This is a genomic window from Caulobacter sp. (genome assembly GCF_965279145.1).
In the GTDB taxonomy this organism is placed as follows: Bacteria; Pseudomonadota; Alphaproteobacteria; order Caulobacterales; family Caulobacteraceae; genus Caulobacter.
Window position 1 is genome coordinate 4,135,883 of sequence record NZ_OZ257139.1, and the last position, 17,675, is coordinate 4,153,557.

A 17,675-nucleotide genomic window follows, 5' to 3' on the forward strand; every position below is an offset into this window, starting at 1 on the left:
CATGACCCATACCGACGCCGCCCCGTCCCGCAAAGCCCGTCGGCGCGGCTTGATCACCCCTTTCGTCCTGTTGCTGGCCTTTGCCTCGGCCTGGTGCGTCGGCTGGTTCTGGCTGCGCGGTCAGGCCGAGCAGCGGATGGACACGGCGGCGGCGTCGCTGAAGTCGCGCGGCTATGACCTGTCGTGGAGCGCCCGCACCTTCTCCGGATTTCCGTTCCGCCTGGACGTCACCCTGGCCGACGCCCGAGTGGCCGAGCCGTCGGGCTGGGCGCTGCGCATCCCCGAACTGAAGGGCGAGGCGCTGATCTATGACCTGGACCACTGGGTGGCGGTCGCGCCGCGCGGCGCCTTGCTGACCCGTCCCGATGACGGCGGCGACGTCGCCATCGCCGGACAGGCCCTTCGCGCCAGCCTCGCCGGCTTCGACCAGTATCCCCCGCGCATCTCGATCGAGGGCGCGGGACTGGTGTTCTCGACCGCGCCAAACGCCCGCCCCTTCCCGCTGCAGACGGCGCAGTCGATGCAACTGCACCTGCGTCCGGGCCCGGACGACCAGGGCGCGATCCTGTTCAAGGCCGAAGGCGCGCGCGTCAACTTCACCGGCCTGCTGGGCCGCATCGCCCAGCAAAACACGGCCGACATGATCCTGGACGCCCGACTGAGCCGCGTCTCGCACCTGCGCGGCAAGAACTGGGCGGACGCCGTGCGCGACTGGGGCGTGGCCGGCGGGACGATCACCATGCACGACGCCCGGATCACGGCCGGCGAGGCCGAAGGCACGGCCAAGTCCGGCGCGCTCACGGTCGACGCCAACGGCCGCCTGCAGGGCGCGCTGGACGTGGCGCTGAAGGAGCGCGTCGATCCCAACGCCAAGATCAAGACGCCCGAGCAGGCCATCGCTGCCGTCTCCCAGGCCCTGGGCCGCGAACCGGTGATCGAGGCCAGCCTGATCTTCCAGGACGGCCGCACTCGCCTGGGCACGATCGACACCGGCCCTTCGCCGCGCGTCTATTAGGCGAAGATCAAGCGCGCCTCCCGCGAGGGGCGCGCAAGTTTCTTCCCGAGAACGCCAGCTATTGCACCGGCGGCGGCAAGGACTATGGTCCGCCCTCCAATTTCGGGGATAAACATGGGTACCGACGCGGCCGACGCGCCTCTGTCACTCGACGAGGTCCGATGGCGACTGGACGCCATTGATGGCGAACTTCTGAAGCTGCTGGACGAGCGGGCCGCCCTGGCCAGTTCGGTGGCGGCGGCCAAACGCGCGGCGGGTGATGATGGCTTTGGCCTGCGCCCCGGCCGCGAGGCGATGATCGTCCGCAAGCTGCTGGCCACGCCGCGCAAAGCCGCCAACGACGCCCTGGTCATCCGCATCTGGCGCGAAGTGATGAGCGACAACCTGGCGCGCCAGGGCCCTTATCACCTGTCGGTCTGGGGCGGGAAGGACGCGACCCGCACGGTCGAACTGGCTCGCCTGCGCTTTGGAACCGCGCCGCGTATGCAGGTGCTAGCCGAGCCCAAGGACGTGCTGGCCGCCGCCAAGACGCCCTGGGGCGTCGGCGTGCTGGCCCTGACGCCGGACAGCGCCTGGTGGGGCCGGCTGCTGGCCGAACCGAAACTCAAGATCTTCGCCGCCCTGCCCTGCCTGTCGGCCTGGGGCCCGCAGGCGGCCCTGGCCGTGGCCGAGGTCGAGGTCGAGCCCACCGGCGGCGACCAGACCTTCTGGGTCACCGACTCGGCCAAGAGCGCCTCGGCCATCGTCGAGGCCCTGGGCCAGGACGGCGTCGCCGCCGAGCCCCTGGCCGAGGCCGGCGGGCTGAAGCTGTTCTCGCTGGTGGGCTTCTTCATGCCCGGCGACGAGCGCCTGACCCGCGCTCCGGGCAAGCTGACGGGAGTCATCGGGGCCGCGCCAACGCCGTTCGACGTTTGAGCGGACGAGGTGTAAGACCGCCCCGAGTTTCCCCAGGTTCCACCGAGTAGCCAAGATGACCGCCCCGACCTCCGACCGTTTCGCCGCGCCGCGCCCCACGCCCAAGCCGGGCCTGATGGACATCCACGCCTATGTCGGCGGCAAGTCGAAGATCGAAGGCGTCGCCCATCCGGTGAAGCTGTCGAGCAACGAGAACGTCCTGGGCTGCAGCGAAGCGGCCAAGGACGCCTATCGCGCCGCCGTCGATCGCCTGCACATCTATCCGGACGGTAAGGCCAATATCCTGCGCGAGGCGGTGGCCCAGCACTATGGCCTGGAACCCGAGCGCCTGACGTTCGGCGACGGCAGCGACGAGATCTTCGCCCTGCTGTGCCAAGTCTATCTGGAGCCGGGCGACAATATCGTCCAGGGCGAGCACGGCTTCGCCGCCTACGCCATCGGGGCCCGCGCCTGCCAGGGCGAGGTGCGCATGGCCCGCGAGCCCAACCAGCGCATCGACGCCGAAGAGGTGGTCAAGTGCGTCGACGAGCGCACCCGGCTGGTGTTCATCGCCAACCCCGCCAACCCGACCGGCACCTGGCTGACGGGTGAGGAGATCCGCGCCCTGCACGCGGCCCTGCCGCCGTCGGTGGTGCTGGTGCTGGACGGCGCCTATGCCGAGTTCGCCACCGATCCGCGCTTCGAGGACGGGCTGGATCTGGCCCGCACGGCGCAGAACGTCATCGTCACCCGCACCTTCTCCAAGATCCACGGTCTGGCCGCCCTGCGGGTGGGCTGGGGCTACGGCCCCTCGCACATCATCGAGCCGATCGAGCGCATCCGCCCGCCGTTCAACACCTCGATCCCCGGCCAGGAAGCCGCCGTCGCCGCCTTGGCCGATGTCGACTTCCAGGCCCGTTCGGTGGCGCTGGTCGAGCAATGGCGGCCTTTCCTGACCCAGCAACTGGGCGGGCTTGGCCTGGAGGTGACGCCCTCGGCGGCCAATTTCGTGCTGGTCAATTTCCCCAAGGTTCCGGGCAAGACCGCGCCGGAGGCCGAGGCGTTCCTGGCGTCGAAGGGCTATCTGGTCCGCGCGGTCGGCAATTACGGCCTGCCCGACGCCATCCGCATCACCATCGGCCAGGAAGAGCACAACCGCGCCGTGGTCGAGCTGCTGACCGAGTTCGTGGGGCGATGATGTCTAAGCCCGGCATCCTCTATCCCAAGATGACCGTGATCGGCTGCGGCCTGATCGGCGGTTCGGTGATCCGCGCGGCCCGCGCCCACGGCGTGGTCAGCCAGATCACCGTGGCCGACTCCAGCGCCGCCAACCGCGCCCGCGTCGTCGAACTGGGCATCGCCGACCACGTCACCGACGATATCGCCGAAGCCGTGAAGGACGCCGACCTGGTGGTCATCGCCACGCCGGTGCTGTCGATCGCCGAGGTCGCCGCCGCCGTGGCTCCGGCCATGAAGGCCGGCGCGACCCTGACCGATGTCGGCTCGACCAAGGGCAATGTCGGCGAAGCGTTTCGCGCCCAGCCGCTGGACCACGTCTTCGTCATTCCTGGCCACCCGATCGCCGGCACCGAACAGTCTGGGCCCGACGCCGGCTTCGCCGAGCTGTTCGAGAACCGCTGGACGATCCTGACCCCGGCCGAGAAGGACGACGAGGCCTATGCCGCCGCCGTCGCCAAGCTGTCGACGTTCTGGCGCGCCTTCGGCGCCCAGGTCGAGCTGATGGACGAAAAGCACCACGACCTGGTGCTGGCCGTCGTCAGCCACCTGCCCCACCTGATCGCCTACACCATCGTCGGCAGCGCGGCCGATCTGGAGAACGTCACCGAGAGCGAGGTGATCAAGTTCTCGGCCTCGGGCTTCCGCGACTTCACCCGCATCGCCGCCAGCGACCCGACCATGTGGCGCGACATCTTCATCGCCAACAAGGACGCGGTGCTGGAGATGCTGGGCCGCTTCACCGAGGACCTGCAGGCCATGAGCCGCGCCATCCGCTGGGGCGACGCCGACACCCTGCACAGCCACTTCACCCGCACCCGCGCCATCCGCCGGGGCATCGTCGCCGCCGGCCAGGAAAGCGCCGAACCGAACTTCGGACGCGATCGCGGAAAGCATTGAGGTGAGCCGGCGGCGCCTGTTGTTCGTGGGCGTTGGCGTCGCTCTGCTCGGGGCGCTCGTCGTTGCCTTCTCGACGGGCCTCATAGCAGTTCAGATCGACGTCGCGACGCCGAAAGGCGGGTCCTTCAAGGACGCGGTGAAGCTGGTCGCCTTGCAGCAGAACATCGACGTCAAGAAAGACGGATCGCTACGCCTGGGCGGCCGTCCCACGACCTTGGAAACGTTGGAGCCCGACTTAGCCACCGCCTTCACGCGAGCGCACGCTCCCTCTGACCGTTCGGAGCAGCCCGTCACGATCTGGGCCGAAGAGGGCGCCCCCAGAGCATCAATCGACGCCGCCTATGAGAAGTTACTCACATCCGGATGGACCGAAGCCGATCTCTCGATGAAAACGCGGCAAATCCAATGAACGGCTATGCTTGGCTGGCTATCGCCATTGTCGCCGAGGTCATCGCCACCTCGGCGCTGAAGGCCGCCGAGGGCTTCACCAGGCCCCTGCCGTCGATCATCACGGTCAGCGGCTATGCGATCTCGTTCTTCGCCCTGTCGCACACGCTCAAGACCCTGCCGGTGGGCATCGCCTACGCCATCTGGTCGGGCGTCGGCATCGTGCTGGTCACCGGCATCGCCTGGGTGATGTATCGCCAGCGCCTGGACGGCGCCGCCCTGGCCGGGATCGCGCTGATCATGGCGGGGGTGCTGGTGATCAACCTGTTTTCCAGGAGCGGCGCGCCGCATTGACGCGCCGCGATCGGCGGACCGGGATTTTCTCGACACAGGAAGCGAACGGAACGGCGTCTCGGGCGCTATCAGGGCATGGACATCCCGTTCACGCCGCTGAAGACCTTCGCGCTGACCCGGCCGGTGCTGTACGGCGCGCCGCTGGCGGCCGTGATCGGCATCGCCTTCGGCCTGATATTCCGCATCGGCGGCCAGATCGAGGACCCCGCGCCGGAGCAGTCGGTCAACCGCGCCGCTCTCGAAGAAACGGCTGCTCCCATCGCCTGGCCGACCGGCAAGGTGCCCGACTATGTGATCGGCACCGACTTTCTGGCCCCGCCCCCGGTGCAACGCACCGACGCCGCCTATTATCGCGATGAAGAGCCGTTCGTGATGCCGCCGCCGATGGACGTCCCGCCGCCTCTGGTGACGGTCGCCCGCACCCCGCCCGCCCAGCCTCACTGGGCTTCGACCCAAGGCGACATCCTCAATGTGGCCCTTCCCGAGGATCCGCCCGAAGGCGCGCCGACCTCGGACTGACTCGCCTTTCGGCTCCGGGATGGCTACTGGAGCGGCATGACCGACTATACGCCCCAACAGATCGTCGCCCGCGGCGCCCGCGCCGACGCCGAAGCCGCCGCAGACGCCATTGATGTCGACGTCGCGCTGGAAGGCGCCACCTACTCGATCCTGGAAGAGGACGAGGACAAGGGCATCTGGCGGATCGACGCCTTTCCGACCACCCAGGACGAGTCCGACGGCATCAACCGCGTGCTGGCCGGCTTCAAGCTGAAGGTGACCACCGAGGTGCTGGCCGATGCCGACTGGCTGGCCATGGCGCTGTCGGGCCTGCCGCCGGTCAAGGCCGGGCGCTTCTTCGTCTACGGGATGCACGATCGCGGCCGTCTGCCGGCCAGCACCGTCAACCTGCGCATCGAGGCCGGCGCGGCCTTCGGCACCGGCCACCATGGCACCACCGTGGGCTGCCTGCAGGCCTATGACCGTCTGATCAAGGCGCGCGGCTTCAAGAAGGTGCTGGACGTCGGGGCCGGTACGGGCCTGCTGGCCATCGCCGCCGCCCGCACGGGCAGCAAGCTGGCCGTCGGCACCGACATCGACAAGCCCAGCGTCCGGATCGCCCGCGAGAACGCCAAGGTCAATCAGGCCAACGCCAAGTTCGTCCACGCCTCAGGCCTGGGCGACCGGCTGGTGGCCGACAACGCGCCCTATGACCTGGTGTTCGCCAACATCCTGGCGCGCCCGCTGATCAGCCTGGCCCAGGACATCAAGCGCGCCCTGGTCCCGGGCGGAACGGTGATCCTGTCGGGCCTGCTGCGCACCCAGGAACGCATGGTCAAGGCGGCCTATCTGTCACGCGGCTTCAAGATCGTCAGCCGCATCCATCGCGACGCCTGGGCGACGCTGGTTCTCCAGCGCCCCTGAGGCTGATGTCGAGGCCGCCCCGATCCGAACTGGACCGGATCGGGGCGGCCTGAACTCAGGCGATGGTCTCGACCTTGCCGTCCAGGGACATCAGGCCCAGTTCGACCTCCAGATGCTCGTGACGACGCTTGATTTCCGCGCGCAGGGCTTGAAGTTCCTTGGTGTGCGCGGCCAGTTCCAGCTCCGGCGTCGCGATAGCGTCCGCGCCGAGAATCACCTTGTAGGCGCCGCAATCGCGGTGATCGAGCACCATGACCTTGTGAATGGCGTGCAGGCTGATGGCCACGTCGAGATGGCTCCAGAACGCTTCGCCCCAGCTGGGATACTTGTCCGTCAGCGCCCCCAGTGAAGCGCCGGCCAGAACGACATGATCATATTTGTCGCGCAGGCCACGCCCGTCCATATAGGCGACGGTGTCATCGGTCAGGCGATAGTCCATGCAGGTGAGCAGAAGCATGTCGGTATGACCGCGAGCCCGGGCGACGCCCGGCGCCAGGGTCGATAGCAGGCCGACGCCGCCGCCCAGGGCGATCAGGCCAAAAGCTTCCCGACGCGACAAGGCCGGGATCTTAGCGGAACAACAGCTCATCATGGCATTTCTCCGAAAGCCCAGGATCGCTCGCCCGGCGCCAAGCTTCACAGTTGCAAGCGACGCTGACTCTCGCCATGCGACGTCCCGTCGCACGAACGCGGGTATGTCGAGCACGCGATGCGGCCGCACTTGGCCTTTTGGAGCCCACGCTCTAAATCCCTGCCATGCGCCAGACCTTCGATGAATCCACCGATCCGTCCTTCGGACCCCGCCACGTTCCGCTGATCCGCGCCGCCATGGCCCGCCAGGGTCTGGACGGCTTCCTCGTGCCGCACGAGGACGAGCACCAGAACGAATACCTGCCGGCCGCCAATGACCGCCTGGCCTGGGCCAGCGGCTTCACCGGCTCGGCCGGGGCCGGCGTGATCCTGCGCGACCGCGCCGCCGTCTTCGTCGACGGCCGCTACACCCTGCAGGTGCGCGAGCAGGTTGATCAGGACGTGTTCGAGATCCGCGACCTCGTCGAGGGCGGCGTCCCCGCCTATCTGGAGACCGCCACGCCCGGCGCGGTGATCGGCTATGACGCCCGCCTGCACAGCCCCCAGGCCCTGGACGCCCTGAAGGCTGCCGCCGCCCGGGCCGGCGCCGAACTGAAGGCCGTCGCGACCAATCCGCTGGATGAAGCCTGGGGCGCCCAGCGTCCGGCCCAGCCCGCCGCGCCCATCGTGCCCCAGCCGGTCGAGTATGCCGGCGAGGACTCCGCCTCCAAGCGCGGCCGCATCGGCGCCAGCCTGGCCACCCTGGGCGCGGAAGCCGCCGTGATCACCGCGCCCTCCTCGATCGCCTGGCTGTTCAATGTGCGCGGCGGCGACGTGATCCGCTCGCCCCTGCCGCTATCCCAGGCCATCGTCAACGCCGACGGCACGGCCCGTGTGTTCATCGATCCGGCCAAGGTTACGGCCAAGCTGCCCGCCTGGCTCGGCAACCAGGTGTCGCTGGAAACGCCCGAAGCCCTGGAAGGCGCCCTGGCGGACCTGGCGGGCAAGAGCGTGCTGGTCGATCCGGGCCAGTCCTCGGCCTGGTACTTCGACACCCTGACCAGCGCGGGCGCCAAGGTCGTGCGCGGCATGGACCCCTGCACCCTGCCGCGGGCCTGCAAGAACGCCGTCGAGATCGAAGGCACGCGCGAGGCCCACCGCCGCGACGGCGCGGCCCTGACCCGCTTCCTGCACTGGCTGGCCACCGAAGGTCAGATCAATCCGCCGGACGAGAAGCAGGCCGTCGCCAAGCTGGAAGGCTTCCGCGAGGCCACCGGCGTGCTCAAGGACCTCAGCTTCGACACCATCGCCGGCGCCAATGGCCACGGCGCCCTGCCGCACTATCGCCCGACCGAGCGCAGCAATCAGCAAGCCGCCATGGGCTCGCTGCTGCTGGTCGACAGCGGCGGCCAGTATCTGGACGGCACCACCGACGTCACCCGCACGGTGGCGATCGGCGAGCCGTCGGCCGAGATGGTCCAGCGCAACACCCTGGTGCTGAAGGGCCACCTGGCCATCGCCCGTCTGCGCTTCCCGGCCGGCACCACCGGTTCGGCCATCGACGCCTTCGCCCGCGCCGCCCTGTGGGCTCACGGCCTGGACTATGACCATGGCACCGGCCACGGCGTCGGCGTCTATCTCGGTGTTCACGAAGGCCCGCAGCGGATCAGCAAGGCGCCCAACACCATAGCCCTGCAGCCGGGGATGATCGTCTCCAACGAGCCCGGCTTCTACAAGGACGGCGAATACGGCATCCGCATCGAGAACCTGGAAGTGGTCATGCCCGCCGAGGACATCGCCGGGGGTGAGCGTCCGATGCACCGCTTCGAGGCCCTGACCCTGGCCCCGATCGACCGCCGCCTGATCGACAAGGCGCTGCTCAGCGCCGAAGAGGTCGCCCAGTTCGACGCCTATCACGCGCGGGTGCTGAAGGAGATCGGGCCCCGGGTCGACCCCGAGGTGCGGGCCTGGATGGAAGAGGCCTGCGCGCCGCTGTAGGCTTGAGATCCTCTCCCTGAAGGGAGAGGTGTCGCCGCAGGCGACGGAGAGGGAAGCTCAACGGCCCAGGCCACTTCCCCCTCCGGTCGCTACGCGACCGCCTCCCCCATCAGGGGTAGGACCATTACTACCGAACCCGGTTCCACACCTGCGTCTTGCACAGCGGCGCAACGATGCAGCCCTTCAGCTTCAGCTGGTTGTCGTTGAGCATGTCGATCGTGCCCGAATACGTGCCGCCGTCGTCGGGATTATAGACCTTGCCGCCGGTCCACTTGGTGGGGCCGCCGGTAAAGTCGTACAGCATCTGCAGGTTCTTCAGCGTGCGACCGCGCTGGGCGGCGTCCTTGTTCTTTCCGTCCTTGAGCGACGGATCGTCCTTGATGTGCTGGGACGTCACCAGCTTGCCGCACAGGCTGTTGCCGCAGCGGCCGATCTCGACCTGCCCGCCGTTGGTCGGGGTGGCCCAAAGGCCCGTGATATCCGAGGCGAAGGCCGGGCTGGCCAGCGCGCCGAGGGCCGCGACGGCGATCAAGGTGGTGCGGAACATGCTTGTACTCCCAAGGGTTCGCGTTTCGAACACGCGTTCGGCGTAACGGATCGCCCGATCCGCCAGGAACGGCAAGCGTCGCGGCGAATTCAGGGCGAAATCTTCGAAATCGACCCGTCAGCCCGCCACCATCGCCAGCCATTCGTCCTCGGTCATCACCTGGATGCCCAGGTCGGTGGCGGTTTTCAGCTTCGAGCCCGCCCCCGGACCAGCCACGACCAGGTCCGTCTTCTTCGAGACCGATGAGGCGACCTTGGCGCCCAGGGCCTCGGCCTGGGCCTTGGCCTCGTCGCGGGTCATCTTTTCCAGCGCGCCGGTGAAGACGATGGTCTTGCCGGCCACGGCGGTGTCGGTCTTTGGCTTGGCGACGGCCTGGATGTCGAGTTGCTCGACCAGATTGGCGACCTTTTGCCGGTTGTGCTCTTCGCTGAAGAACCGGGCCAGGGACTGGGCCGCCACGGGCCCCACGCCATCGACGGCGGCCAGGTGCAGATAGTCCTCGCCCGGCGCGCCGCCGGCGGCCTCGACAAGGGCGGCCGCAAAGGCGTCCCAGGTCCCATAGCGCTCGGCCAGGGCCGCGCGGGCGGGCTTGGTCAGCTTGGGGACGGCGTGGCCGATCTTGATCTCGAGATTGTCGGCCTGCGGCCAGGGATCGGCCAGAAGACCGCCCTTTCCGGCCTCGACCAGCAGGTCCAGCGCCTTGGGGCCCACGCCGGGCGCCGTCGACAGCTCCAGATAGGTGGCGGTCGGCAAACCGGTCGCGGCGGCCTCCGCTGCGGCCTGCAGGTCGGCGAAGGCGTCGAAGTGGCGGGCCAGGACGGTCGAGGTGGTCTCGCCGATATCGCGCATGCCAAGACCGTAGACCACCCGGTCCAGACCGATGGTGCGCCGCGCCTCGATCCCCTTGACCAGATTGGTGACGGAGGTTTCGCCGTAGCCGTCGCGCTCGCGCAGCGCCGTCAGCTTCTCCTCGTCGCGGGCCAGGCGGAAGATGTCGGCCGGCTCCTTGATCCAGCCCTCGTCGAAAAAGGCCTGCAGTTGCTTCTCGCCCAGACCCTCGATGTCGAAGGCCCGGCGCGACACGAAGTGGCGCAGGTGCTCGACCCGCTGGAACGGACAGGCGAACTCGCCGGTGCAGCGCCGGACGACGGATTCGGTCCCCGAGGCGTTGGTCTCGCGCGCCAGCGGCGTCTTCAGCGGACAAGGGCAGACATGCGGAAACTCATAGGCCGGCGGCGCGGGGTCGGGCCGGACGTCCAGAGCCACCTCGACGATCTGCGGGATCACGTCGCCGGCCCGCTGGATCACCACCGTGTCGCCGATCCGCACATCCAGCCGGGCGATCTCGTCGCCATTGTGCAGGGTGGCGTTGGTCACCGAGACCCCGCCCACCGTCACCGGCTTCAGCCGCGCCACGGGCGTGATCGCGCCCGTGCGGCCCACCTGCAGGTCGATGGCCTCCAGGATCGTGCGGGCCTTCTGGGCCGGGAACTTGCGGGCGATGGCCCAACGCGGCGAGCGCGAGACGAAACCCAGACGCTTCTGCAGGTCCAGATCGTCGACCTTGTAGACCACACCGTCGATATCGAAGCCCAGCTTGGGCCGCAGGATCTCGAACTGCGCATAGATGTCCAGCAGGCCCTGGGCGTTCTCGACGCGCCGGGCCGGCGGGGCCGTGGTCACGAAACCCCAGGACTCCAGCTTGGCCAGGGCCTCCCACTGGCTGCCCGCGAAGCTGTCGCTGACCAGGCCCCAGGCATAACCGAAGAAGCGTAGCGGCCGCTGGGCGCTGATCTTGGGGTCGATCTGGCGCAGCGAACCGGCGGCGAAGTTGCGGGGGTTGGCGTAGGTGCGCTGGCCGGCCGCCTCGGCGGCGGCGTTGAAGGCGGCGAAGGCGGCCAGCTCGACATAGACCTCGCCGCGCACCTCGATGACGTCGGGCCAGCCTGAGCCCTTCAGGCGTTGGGGAATGTCGGCGATGGTGCGCAGGTTGGCGGTGACATCCTCGCCCACCCGGCCGTCGCCCCGGGTCGCGCCCTGGACCAGCACGCCCTTCTCGTAGCGCAAGGACGCCGACAGGCCGTCAATCTTGGGCTCGGCGGTATAGGCCAGGGGCTCATCGGCCGAGAGCCGCAGGAACCGCCGCACACGGGCGTCAAACTCGATCGCCTCGTCATTGGAAAAGGCGTTGTCGAGGCTGAGCATCGGCACGCCGTGCTCGACCGGCGAAAACTGGTCGGCCCGCGCCGCGCCGACGCGCAGGGAGGGCGAGTTCTCGCGGATCAGGTGCGGAAAGCGCGCCTCGATGTCGAGGTTGCGGCGCTTGAGCGCGTCGTACTCGGCGTCCGAGATCGTCGGCGCGTCCTGCTGGTGATAGCGCAGGTCGTGGGCGGCCAGCTCGTCGGCCAGCGCGGCCAGCGCATCGGCGGCTTCGGTTTCGGACAGGTCGGCGACGGGCTTCAGGGTCACGGGCGAATCCGGCTCGGAAAGGTCAGGTGTGGGTTTTAACCGATGCCCGGATAAAACGCTCCTGCTGGCGCGCGCCTTGCTGACAGGCCGCGTGGACCGGAGTTCCTGATGCAAAGCGCCGCCTTGCCGTACCGCAATGACGCACGCCCCCTGTCGCGCGGCGGCCCGCTGGACGCCCTGCGCTTCTTCGCGGCCTTCTTCATGGTGGTCTATCACTATGCCGAGCAGGCGCCGGTCAGCCTGTTTTCCCTGCATCCGGCGCTGGGGCGCGGCTATCTGGCGACGGACTTCTTCCTGATGCTGTCGGGCTATGTGCTGGGCCGCGCCTATGGCGACCGGGTCGCCGGTCGCCAGGTGAAGGACCGCGAATTTCTGCTGAGGCGCGTCGCCCGCGTCTGGCCTTCGCACCTGGTGATGCTATCGGGCTTTGTCGCCCTGATCCTGGTCACCAGCCTGGTGGGGATCGCGCCGCAGAACCCGCAGTGGTTCCAGTGGTCACAGCTGCCGGCCCAGGTGTTCCTGGTCCAGGCCTGGGGTTTCGACGGCCCGTCCGGCTGGAACACCCCGACCTGGACGCTGTCGGCCCTGATCTTCTGCTACGCCGCCTTCCCGACCCTGTGGCGCGCCTTCTCCAGGATTCGATCGCCCTGGGCGGCGCTGGCGGTCGGAGTCCTGATCTTCGCGGCGGTCGATCTGGCCTGCCGTCCGATTCTGGGCGAAGCCGCCTATCGCCTGCCGCTGAAGTACGGCGTCATCCGCGCCCTGCCGCTGTTCCTGCTGGGCGCCCTGATCGCCCGCATGGGGCGCGAGGTCTTGGTCAGCGCCCGCATGGCCGACGGACTGGGCGCGGCGGCCATCGCCGGGGTCGTGGGCCTGAACCTGATCGGACGGTTCGATCATGCCAGCCTGGCCCTGCTGGGCCTGCTGATCTTCGCCGCCGGGGCCTCGGCGCGGACGGGCTGGGCCTGGGCCAGCACGGCGGGACGGTTGTCGTTCTCGCTGTACCTGACCAACCAGTTCGTCGGCGTCACCTGGTTTGGCGCGCAGCACGTGGCCGCCGGCAAACTGGTCCTGGGCCAGCCCGCCCTGTGGCTGACCTGGGCCCTGGCCTTCCCGGCCGCCATCGTCTTCTCGGCCCTGTTCGAGCGGTTCGTCGACGCGCCGCTGCAGCGCTGGGTAAAGCCTCGGGCGGAGGCTCCGCGACTGGGTCGACGTGGTCGCTCCGGGGCGACCGGCTTCAGGGAAGGCGTCCCGGGCCTCAGGGCCCGGGACGAAACCTCCTAGAACTTGCGGACGTAGGCCACGGCGAGCGTGTCGGCGTCTTCCTTGGAGTTGTTGAACTCCGATTTGGTCCAGTCGGCGCGAACGCCGTTCCTGTCGTCGAACCTGTACTGGGCGCCGACGCCGTAGTTCCAGCTTTCCATCGAGCCCTTCAGCGGCGAGGCGGCCGAGGAGGCGTCGAACTTGGTCGTGCCGTAACCGGCGCGCGCCAGAAGCTCGATGTTCGGCGTCACCGGCAGAAAGCCCACGGCATAGGCGGCGGCCTGATGCTGCTGCTTCACATTGACCGGCACGCCGGCGACATAGGTCTTGTCGTCCGAAACGCCGCCGGCGAGTTCGCCTTCAACACCGAAGTGGGGGGTGATCTTGGCGCCGACGCGCCCTTGGATGACGCCGGTGTCGGCGCCGCTGGCGCGGGTCGAGCCGTAGCCGACCGAACCATAGATTTCAGGCGAGGTCTGGGCCTGCGACAGGGCGGGGATAGCAGCGACCGAAGCGGCGACAAGCGTCGCGGCGATGAGAGTTTTCATTGTTGTTACTCCTACTCGTACTCATTCTTCAGCTCCCTCAGCGGCCTTTCAGCTAGGCGCGGAACACGGCCGGCATGGGGCGGTTCACGGTCGGGTTTGAGGCCATTGCGTGTCGGAGCGGCAACGCGGCGCGTCGGACACACTGATGATGACGGCGGCGTCATCCATGATATCAACGGCGCCAGAACAAGAAATCGCGGGCCCCTTGAGGCTCCGCGCGCATCATCGGGACAGTCGCGTGCATCAAGCCGTCATCGCCGCCACGGGGCTCTACACCCCGCCCTTCAGCATTTCGAACACCGAGTTGGTCGAAGCCTTCAACACGTTCGTCGAGCGCTTCAACGCGCAGAACGCCGAGGCCATCGCGGCCGGCGACGTGGCGGCCCTGGCCCCCTCCTCGCCCGAGTTCATCGAGAAGGCCTCGGGCATCAAGTCGCGGTTCGTGATGAACAAGTCCGGGATCATCGACCCGGCCGTGATGCGGCCCGACCTGCCCGAGCGGCCCAATGACCAGATCTCGATCCTGGCCGAGATGGCCGTCGAGGCCGCCAAGCAGGCGATCGCCGCCTGGGGCAAGCCGGTGTCGGAAATCGGCGCGGTGATCTGCGCCGCCTCGAACATGCAGCGGGCCTATCCGGCCATGGCCATCGAGGTGCAACAGGCCCTGGGCATCGAGGGCTTCGCCTTCGACATGAACGTGGCCTGCTCCTCGGCGACCTTCGGCATCAAGACGGCCGTCGACTTCGTGGCCACGGGCAGCGCCAAGGCGGTGCTGATGGTCAATCCCGAGATCTGCTCGGGCCACCTGAACTTCAAGGATCGCGACAGCCACTTCATCTTCGGCGACGTGGCCACGGCCGTGATCATCGAGGACGCGGCCCAGGCCACGGGCGGCTGGGAGATCCTGGGCACCCGCCTGAAGACGGTGTTCTCCAACAACATCCGCAACAACTTTGGCTTCCTCAACAACGCCGCCCCGGAAGGCATCGGCGCCAAGGACAAGCTGTTCGTGCAGGAAGGCCGCAAGGTGTTTCGCGAGGTGGTGCCGATGGTCAGCGAGATGATCATCCAGCACGCCGCCGACCTGGGCGTGGATCCGCACGGCCTCAAGCGGCTGTGGCTGCACCAGGCCAATATCAACATGAACGAGATGATCGGCCGCAAGGTGCTGGGCCGCGATCCCGCTCCCGGCGAGAACGTCATCATCCTGGATACCTACGCCAACACCAGCTCGGCCGGCTCGATCATCGCCTTCCACTCGGCCAATGACGATTTCAAGCCGGGCGAGACCGGGCTGATCTGCAGCTTCGGCGCGGGCTATTCGGCCGGCACGGTGTTCGTGCGCAAGCGGTAGGCCCGACCACTCGGGATTCTGCGCGCGAGAAGGGCAGAATCCCGACAAAGCGCCCGCTGGATCCATCGTCGCCCCGCCGGTGTCGCAAGGGGTCTGGCGAAGGGCGAACGGGCGTATAGAACTGCGGTGAGAGAAAACCTGTCAGAGGTCCACATGCGATTCCCTGCCCGCCGCGACATCCTGCTGGCCCTTGGCGCCGGCGGCGTGCTGGCCCTTGCCGGCTGCGGCGACAAGGCCAAGGATGGCCCCCAGACGACCGCGCAACGGGTCGAAGCGACCAAGACCCTGCGGATCGGTCTGGAGGGGACCTATCCGCCGTTCAACTTCCAGGACAAGGACGGCCAGCTGGCCGGCTTCGATGTCGATTTCGCCAGGGCCCTGGCGGCCCAGATGGGCCTCAAGCCGGTGTTCAGCCCCTCGCCTTTCGCCGGCCTGCTGGGCGCGCTGGAATCCCGCCGCATCGACGTGGTCGTCAACCAGATCACCATCACGCCCGAACGCGCCGCCAAGTACGACTTTTCCAAGCCCTATACGGTCTCGGGCATCCAGATCATCACGCTGAAGGGCAAGGCGGGCCCCTATTCACCCGCCGACCTTGCCGGCAAGAAGGTGGGCGTCGGCCTGGGCACCAACTACGAGAGCTGGGCGCGCGCCAATGTGCCGACCGCCGACATCCGCACCTATGACGACGACCCGACCAAGTACCAGGACCTGAAGGCCGGGCGCATCGACGCGGTGCTGAACGACCGCTTGGTGGCCGCCGACTTCGTCAAGAACTCGCCCGAGTTCGTGGCTTCGGGCCCCGCCTTCGCGGCGCAGAACCAGGGCGTGGCCATGCTCAAGGATCCTGCCATGAAGGTCATGGTCGACCAGGCCATCGACGCGATGCGCGCCGACGGCCGGCTGGCGGCGCTGTCGCAGAAGTGGTTCGGCGCGGACGTGACCCGATAGGCATGGACGCCACGCTCGATCTTCTGCGCCAGTCCGCGCCCCTGCTGCTGAAGGGCGCGGGCTACACCGTGGCGCTCAGTCTGATCGGCATGAACCTGGGCCTGGTCCTGGGCTTTGGCCTGGCGCTGATGCGGCTGTCGCGCTCGGCCCTGCTGCGCTGGCCGGCCGGAGCCTATGTCTCGGCCATTCGCGGCACGCCGCTCTTGGTGCAGCTCTTCCTGATCTATTACGGCCTGCCGCAATTTGGCGTCGAGCTGCCGCCGCTGGTCGCGGCCGGCATCGGCTTTTCGCTGAACATCGCCGCCTATGCCTGCGAGATCCTGCGCAGCGCCATCGCCAATGTCGATCGCGGCCAGTGGGAAGCCGCCACCGTGCTGGGCATGAGCCGCGGCCAGGCCCTGCGCCGGGTGATCCTGCCGCAGGCCGCCCGCACGGCCGTGGCCCCGCTTTCCAACAGCTTCATCAGCCTTGTCAAAGACACCTCGCTGGCCGCCACGATCCAGGTGCCCGAGCTGTTCCGCCAGACCCAGCTGATCACCGCCCGCACCTTCGAGATCTTCACGATGTATCTGGCGGCGGCGGCGATCTATTGGATCGTCTCGACCCTGCTGGCCGCCGGACAGGGCGTTCTGGAACGCCGCGCCGCCGAGGGCCGCCGATGAGCGCGATCACCGCCAGGGGCCTGGTCAAGAAGTTCGGCGCCGCCACCGTGCTGAATGGCGTCGATCTCGAGGTGGCCACCGGCGAGGTCGTGGCCATCATCGGCCCCAGCGGCTCGGGCAAGAGCACCCTGCTGCGCTGCATGGCCGGGCTGGAGCTTCTGGACGGCGGAAGCCTGCGCATCGCCGAGGTCGAGGCCGCGCCCCGCGCCCCCTTGGCCCGCGCGCTGAACGGGCGGGTTGGCTTCGTCTTTCAGAACTTCAATCTGTTCCCGCACCGCACCGCGCTCGAAAATGTGATCGAGGGTCCGATCGTCGTCCGCAAGCAGTCTCGGACCCAGGCGCTGGAGCGTGGCCGTGCGCTTCTGGACAAGGTCGGACTGGGCGGCCGCGCCGACGCGTATCCGGGCGAACTGTCGGGCGGCCAGCAGCAGCGCTGCGCCATCGCGCGCGCCCTGGCCATGGATCCGGAGGTTATTCTGTTCGACGAGCCCACCTCCGCCCTCGACCCGGAACTGGTCGGCGAGGTGCTGTCGGTGATCCGCGACCTGGCCTCCGAACGCCGAACCATGTTGATTGTCACCCATCAAATGGACTTCGCCCGCGACGTCGCCGACCGCACGATCTTCATGGATGACGGCGTTATCGTTGAACAGGCCCCCTCGCGCGAGCTGTTCGGAGCGCCTAAGGAGGAGCGCACGCGACGATTCCTCGGCAAAGTGGCGGCGTCCTGAGCCTTAATTTGGCCTCCGGCGCCCGCCACCAGATCGCCGCCAGCGCCGCGTGCTGTTGAGGCGAGGTCCCGTGAAACCCTATATCGAACTGAAAGGCGCTTCTGGCGCCGTCTACCGCTACAAGCTGGCCGAGGGCGCCGATCCCCGGACGACGATCGCTGGCAATTTCATCTATCTGGACGCTCAGGGCGTGGTGGTGTTCGCCGGCGAGACCAACAATCTGGTCGGGTCCACCGAGCGCTGGTCCGAAGCCGTCACCCGGCACGGCGCCGCTACGCTCTACACCCGCCTGAACGTCTCGGGCGCTTCCCGCGCCGAAGAACACGCCGATATCATCGCGGCGATCAGCCCCGTGATGAACCGGGACGCCTAAC

General features: G+C 68.2%; 19 protein-coding genes. 15 read left to right on the forward strand and 4 right to left on the reverse strand.

Going from position 1 to position 17,675, the window contains the following annotated elements; all coding sequences use genetic code 11:
• The first annotated feature begins 1 nt into the window (after nucleotide 1).
• The 8 genes from ACQY9P_RS19330 (at nucleotide 2) to ACQY9P_RS19365 (ending at nucleotide 6,208) form a co-directional block, all read left to right on the forward strand.
• On the forward strand, nucleotides 2-1,015 hold the full coding sequence (locus ACQY9P_RS19330; RefSeq protein ID WP_421737614.1) for a DUF2125 domain-containing protein: 1,014 nt from the start codon (nucleotides 2-4) through the stop codon (nucleotides 1,013-1,015).
• 114 nt (nucleotides 1,016-1,129) lie between these two features.
• Nucleotides 1,130-1,930 carry a chorismate mutase gene (locus tag ACQY9P_RS19335; protein WP_421737613.1) on the forward strand — a complete coding sequence of 267 codons (801 nt, stop codon included), beginning with the start codon at nucleotides 1,130-1,132 and terminating at the stop codon, nucleotides 1,928-1,930.
• A 55-nt stretch (nucleotides 1,931-1,985) separates the two neighbouring features.
• On the forward strand, nucleotides 1,986-3,107 hold the full coding sequence (gene hisC / locus ACQY9P_RS19340; RefSeq protein WP_421737612.1) for a histidinol-phosphate transaminase: 1,122 nt from the start codon (nucleotides 1,986-1,988) through the stop codon (nucleotides 3,105-3,107).
• Nucleotides 3,107-4,045, forward strand: a complete 939-nt coding sequence (locus ACQY9P_RS19345) for a prephenate/arogenate dehydrogenase family protein (RefSeq protein ID WP_421737611.1) — start codon at nucleotides 3,107-3,109, stop codon at nucleotides 4,043-4,045. Before hisC ends, ACQY9P_RS19345 begins: the two co-directional genes overlap by 1 nt.
• A gap of 1 nt (nucleotide 4,046) precedes the next feature.
• Nucleotides 4,047-4,454 carry a hypothetical protein gene (locus ACQY9P_RS19350; protein WP_421737610.1) on the forward strand — a complete coding sequence of 136 codons (408 nt, stop codon included), beginning with the start codon at nucleotides 4,047-4,049 and terminating at the stop codon, nucleotides 4,452-4,454.
• On the forward strand, nucleotides 4,451-4,786 hold the full coding sequence (locus ACQY9P_RS19355) for a DMT family transporter (protein ID WP_421737609.1): 336 nt from the start codon (nucleotides 4,451-4,453) through the stop codon (nucleotides 4,784-4,786). The genes ACQY9P_RS19350 and ACQY9P_RS19355 overlap by 4 nt, the downstream gene beginning before the upstream one ends.
• A 75-nt stretch (nucleotides 4,787-4,861) precedes the next feature.
• A complete protein-coding gene (locus ACQY9P_RS19360) occupies nucleotides 4,862-5,305 on the forward strand; it encodes a hypothetical protein (protein ID WP_421737608.1) in 444 nt (147 codons plus the stop codon).
• 36 nt (nucleotides 5,306-5,341) lie between these two features.
• Nucleotides 5,342-6,208, forward strand: coding sequence for a 50S ribosomal protein L11 methyltransferase (locus ACQY9P_RS19365; protein ID WP_421737607.1), 867 nt, complete (start codon nucleotides 5,342-5,344; stop codon nucleotides 6,206-6,208).
• A 55-nt stretch (nucleotides 6,209-6,263) separates the two neighbouring features.
• On the opposite strand, the gene ACQY9P_RS19370 is transcribed toward ACQY9P_RS19365, so the two are convergent.
• Nucleotides 6,264-6,767 (reverse strand): carbonic anhydrase, encoded by a 504-nt coding sequence (locus ACQY9P_RS19370; RefSeq protein WP_421737606.1) that lies wholly within the window; start codon nucleotides 6,765-6,767, stop codon nucleotides 6,264-6,266.
• Nucleotides 6,768-6,964: 197 nt separating this feature from the next.
• On the opposite strand from ACQY9P_RS19370, the gene ACQY9P_RS19375 reads away from it, so the two are divergent.
• A complete protein-coding gene (locus ACQY9P_RS19375) occupies nucleotides 6,965-8,776 on the forward strand; it encodes an aminopeptidase P family protein (protein WP_421737605.1) in 1,812 nt (603 codons plus the stop codon).
• Between the two features lie 127 nt (nucleotides 8,777-8,903).
• Here ACQY9P_RS19375 and ACQY9P_RS19380 read toward each other — a convergent pair whose 3' ends face one another.
• Nucleotides 8,904-9,323, reverse strand: a complete 420-nt coding sequence (locus ACQY9P_RS19380; RefSeq protein ID WP_421737604.1) for a DUF2147 domain-containing protein — start codon at nucleotides 9,321-9,323, stop codon at nucleotides 8,904-8,906.
• A gap of 117 nt (nucleotides 9,324-9,440) precedes the next feature.
• Nucleotides 9,441-11,792, reverse strand: a complete 2,352-nt coding sequence (ligA, locus tag ACQY9P_RS19385) for an NAD-dependent DNA ligase LigA (protein WP_421737603.1) — start codon at nucleotides 11,790-11,792, stop codon at nucleotides 9,441-9,443.
• A 108-nt stretch (nucleotides 11,793-11,900) separates the two neighbouring features.
• Here ligA and ACQY9P_RS19390 point away from each other — a divergent pair, with 108 nt between their 5' ends.
• On the forward strand, nucleotides 11,901-13,076 hold the full coding sequence (locus tag ACQY9P_RS19390; protein WP_421737602.1) for an acyltransferase family protein: 1,176 nt from the start codon (nucleotides 11,901-11,903) through the stop codon (nucleotides 13,074-13,076).
• On the opposite strand, the gene ACQY9P_RS19395 is transcribed toward ACQY9P_RS19390, so the two are convergent.
• Complete coding sequence (locus ACQY9P_RS19395) at nucleotides 13,073-13,603, reverse strand: porin family protein (protein ID WP_421737601.1); 531 nt, start codon at nucleotides 13,601-13,603, stop codon at nucleotides 13,073-13,075. The two genes, ACQY9P_RS19390 and ACQY9P_RS19395, sit on opposite strands and share 4 nt — an antisense overlap.
• A 238-nt stretch (nucleotides 13,604-13,841) precedes the next feature.
• Here ACQY9P_RS19395 and ACQY9P_RS19400 point away from each other — a divergent pair, with 238 nt between their 5' ends.
• From ACQY9P_RS19400 to ACQY9P_RS19420, 5 genes are all read left to right on the forward strand, one after another.
• On the forward strand, nucleotides 13,842-14,957 hold the full coding sequence (locus tag ACQY9P_RS19400; RefSeq protein WP_421737600.1) for a beta-ketoacyl-ACP synthase III: 1,116 nt from the start codon (nucleotides 13,842-13,844) through the stop codon (nucleotides 14,955-14,957).
• Nucleotides 14,958-15,110: 153 nt separating this feature from the next.
• Entirely contained in the window at nucleotides 15,111-15,908 is a 798-nt protein-coding gene (tcyJ, locus tag ACQY9P_RS19405; protein WP_421737599.1) for a cystine ABC transporter substrate-binding protein, read from the forward strand.
• Between the two features lie 2 nt (nucleotides 15,909-15,910).
• The gene (gene tcyL, locus ACQY9P_RS19410) at nucleotides 15,911-16,570 is read left to right on the forward strand and encodes a cystine ABC transporter permease (protein WP_421737598.1); all 660 of its coding nucleotides are present in this window, start codon (nucleotides 15,911-15,913) and stop codon (nucleotides 16,568-16,570) included.
• Nucleotides 16,567-17,301: an amino acid ABC transporter ATP-binding protein gene (locus ACQY9P_RS19415; RefSeq protein WP_421737597.1), complete on the forward strand. Its 735-nt coding sequence runs from the start codon at nucleotides 16,567-16,569 to the stop codon at nucleotides 17,299-17,301. The genes tcyL and ACQY9P_RS19415 overlap by 4 nt, the downstream gene beginning before the upstream one ends.
• A 70-nt stretch (nucleotides 17,302-17,371) precedes the next feature.
• Nucleotides 17,372-17,674 (forward strand): hypothetical protein, encoded by a 303-nt coding sequence (locus ACQY9P_RS19420; protein WP_421737596.1) that lies wholly within the window; start codon nucleotides 17,372-17,374, stop codon nucleotides 17,672-17,674.
• The last annotated feature ends 1 nt before the right edge of the window (nucleotide 17,675 follow it).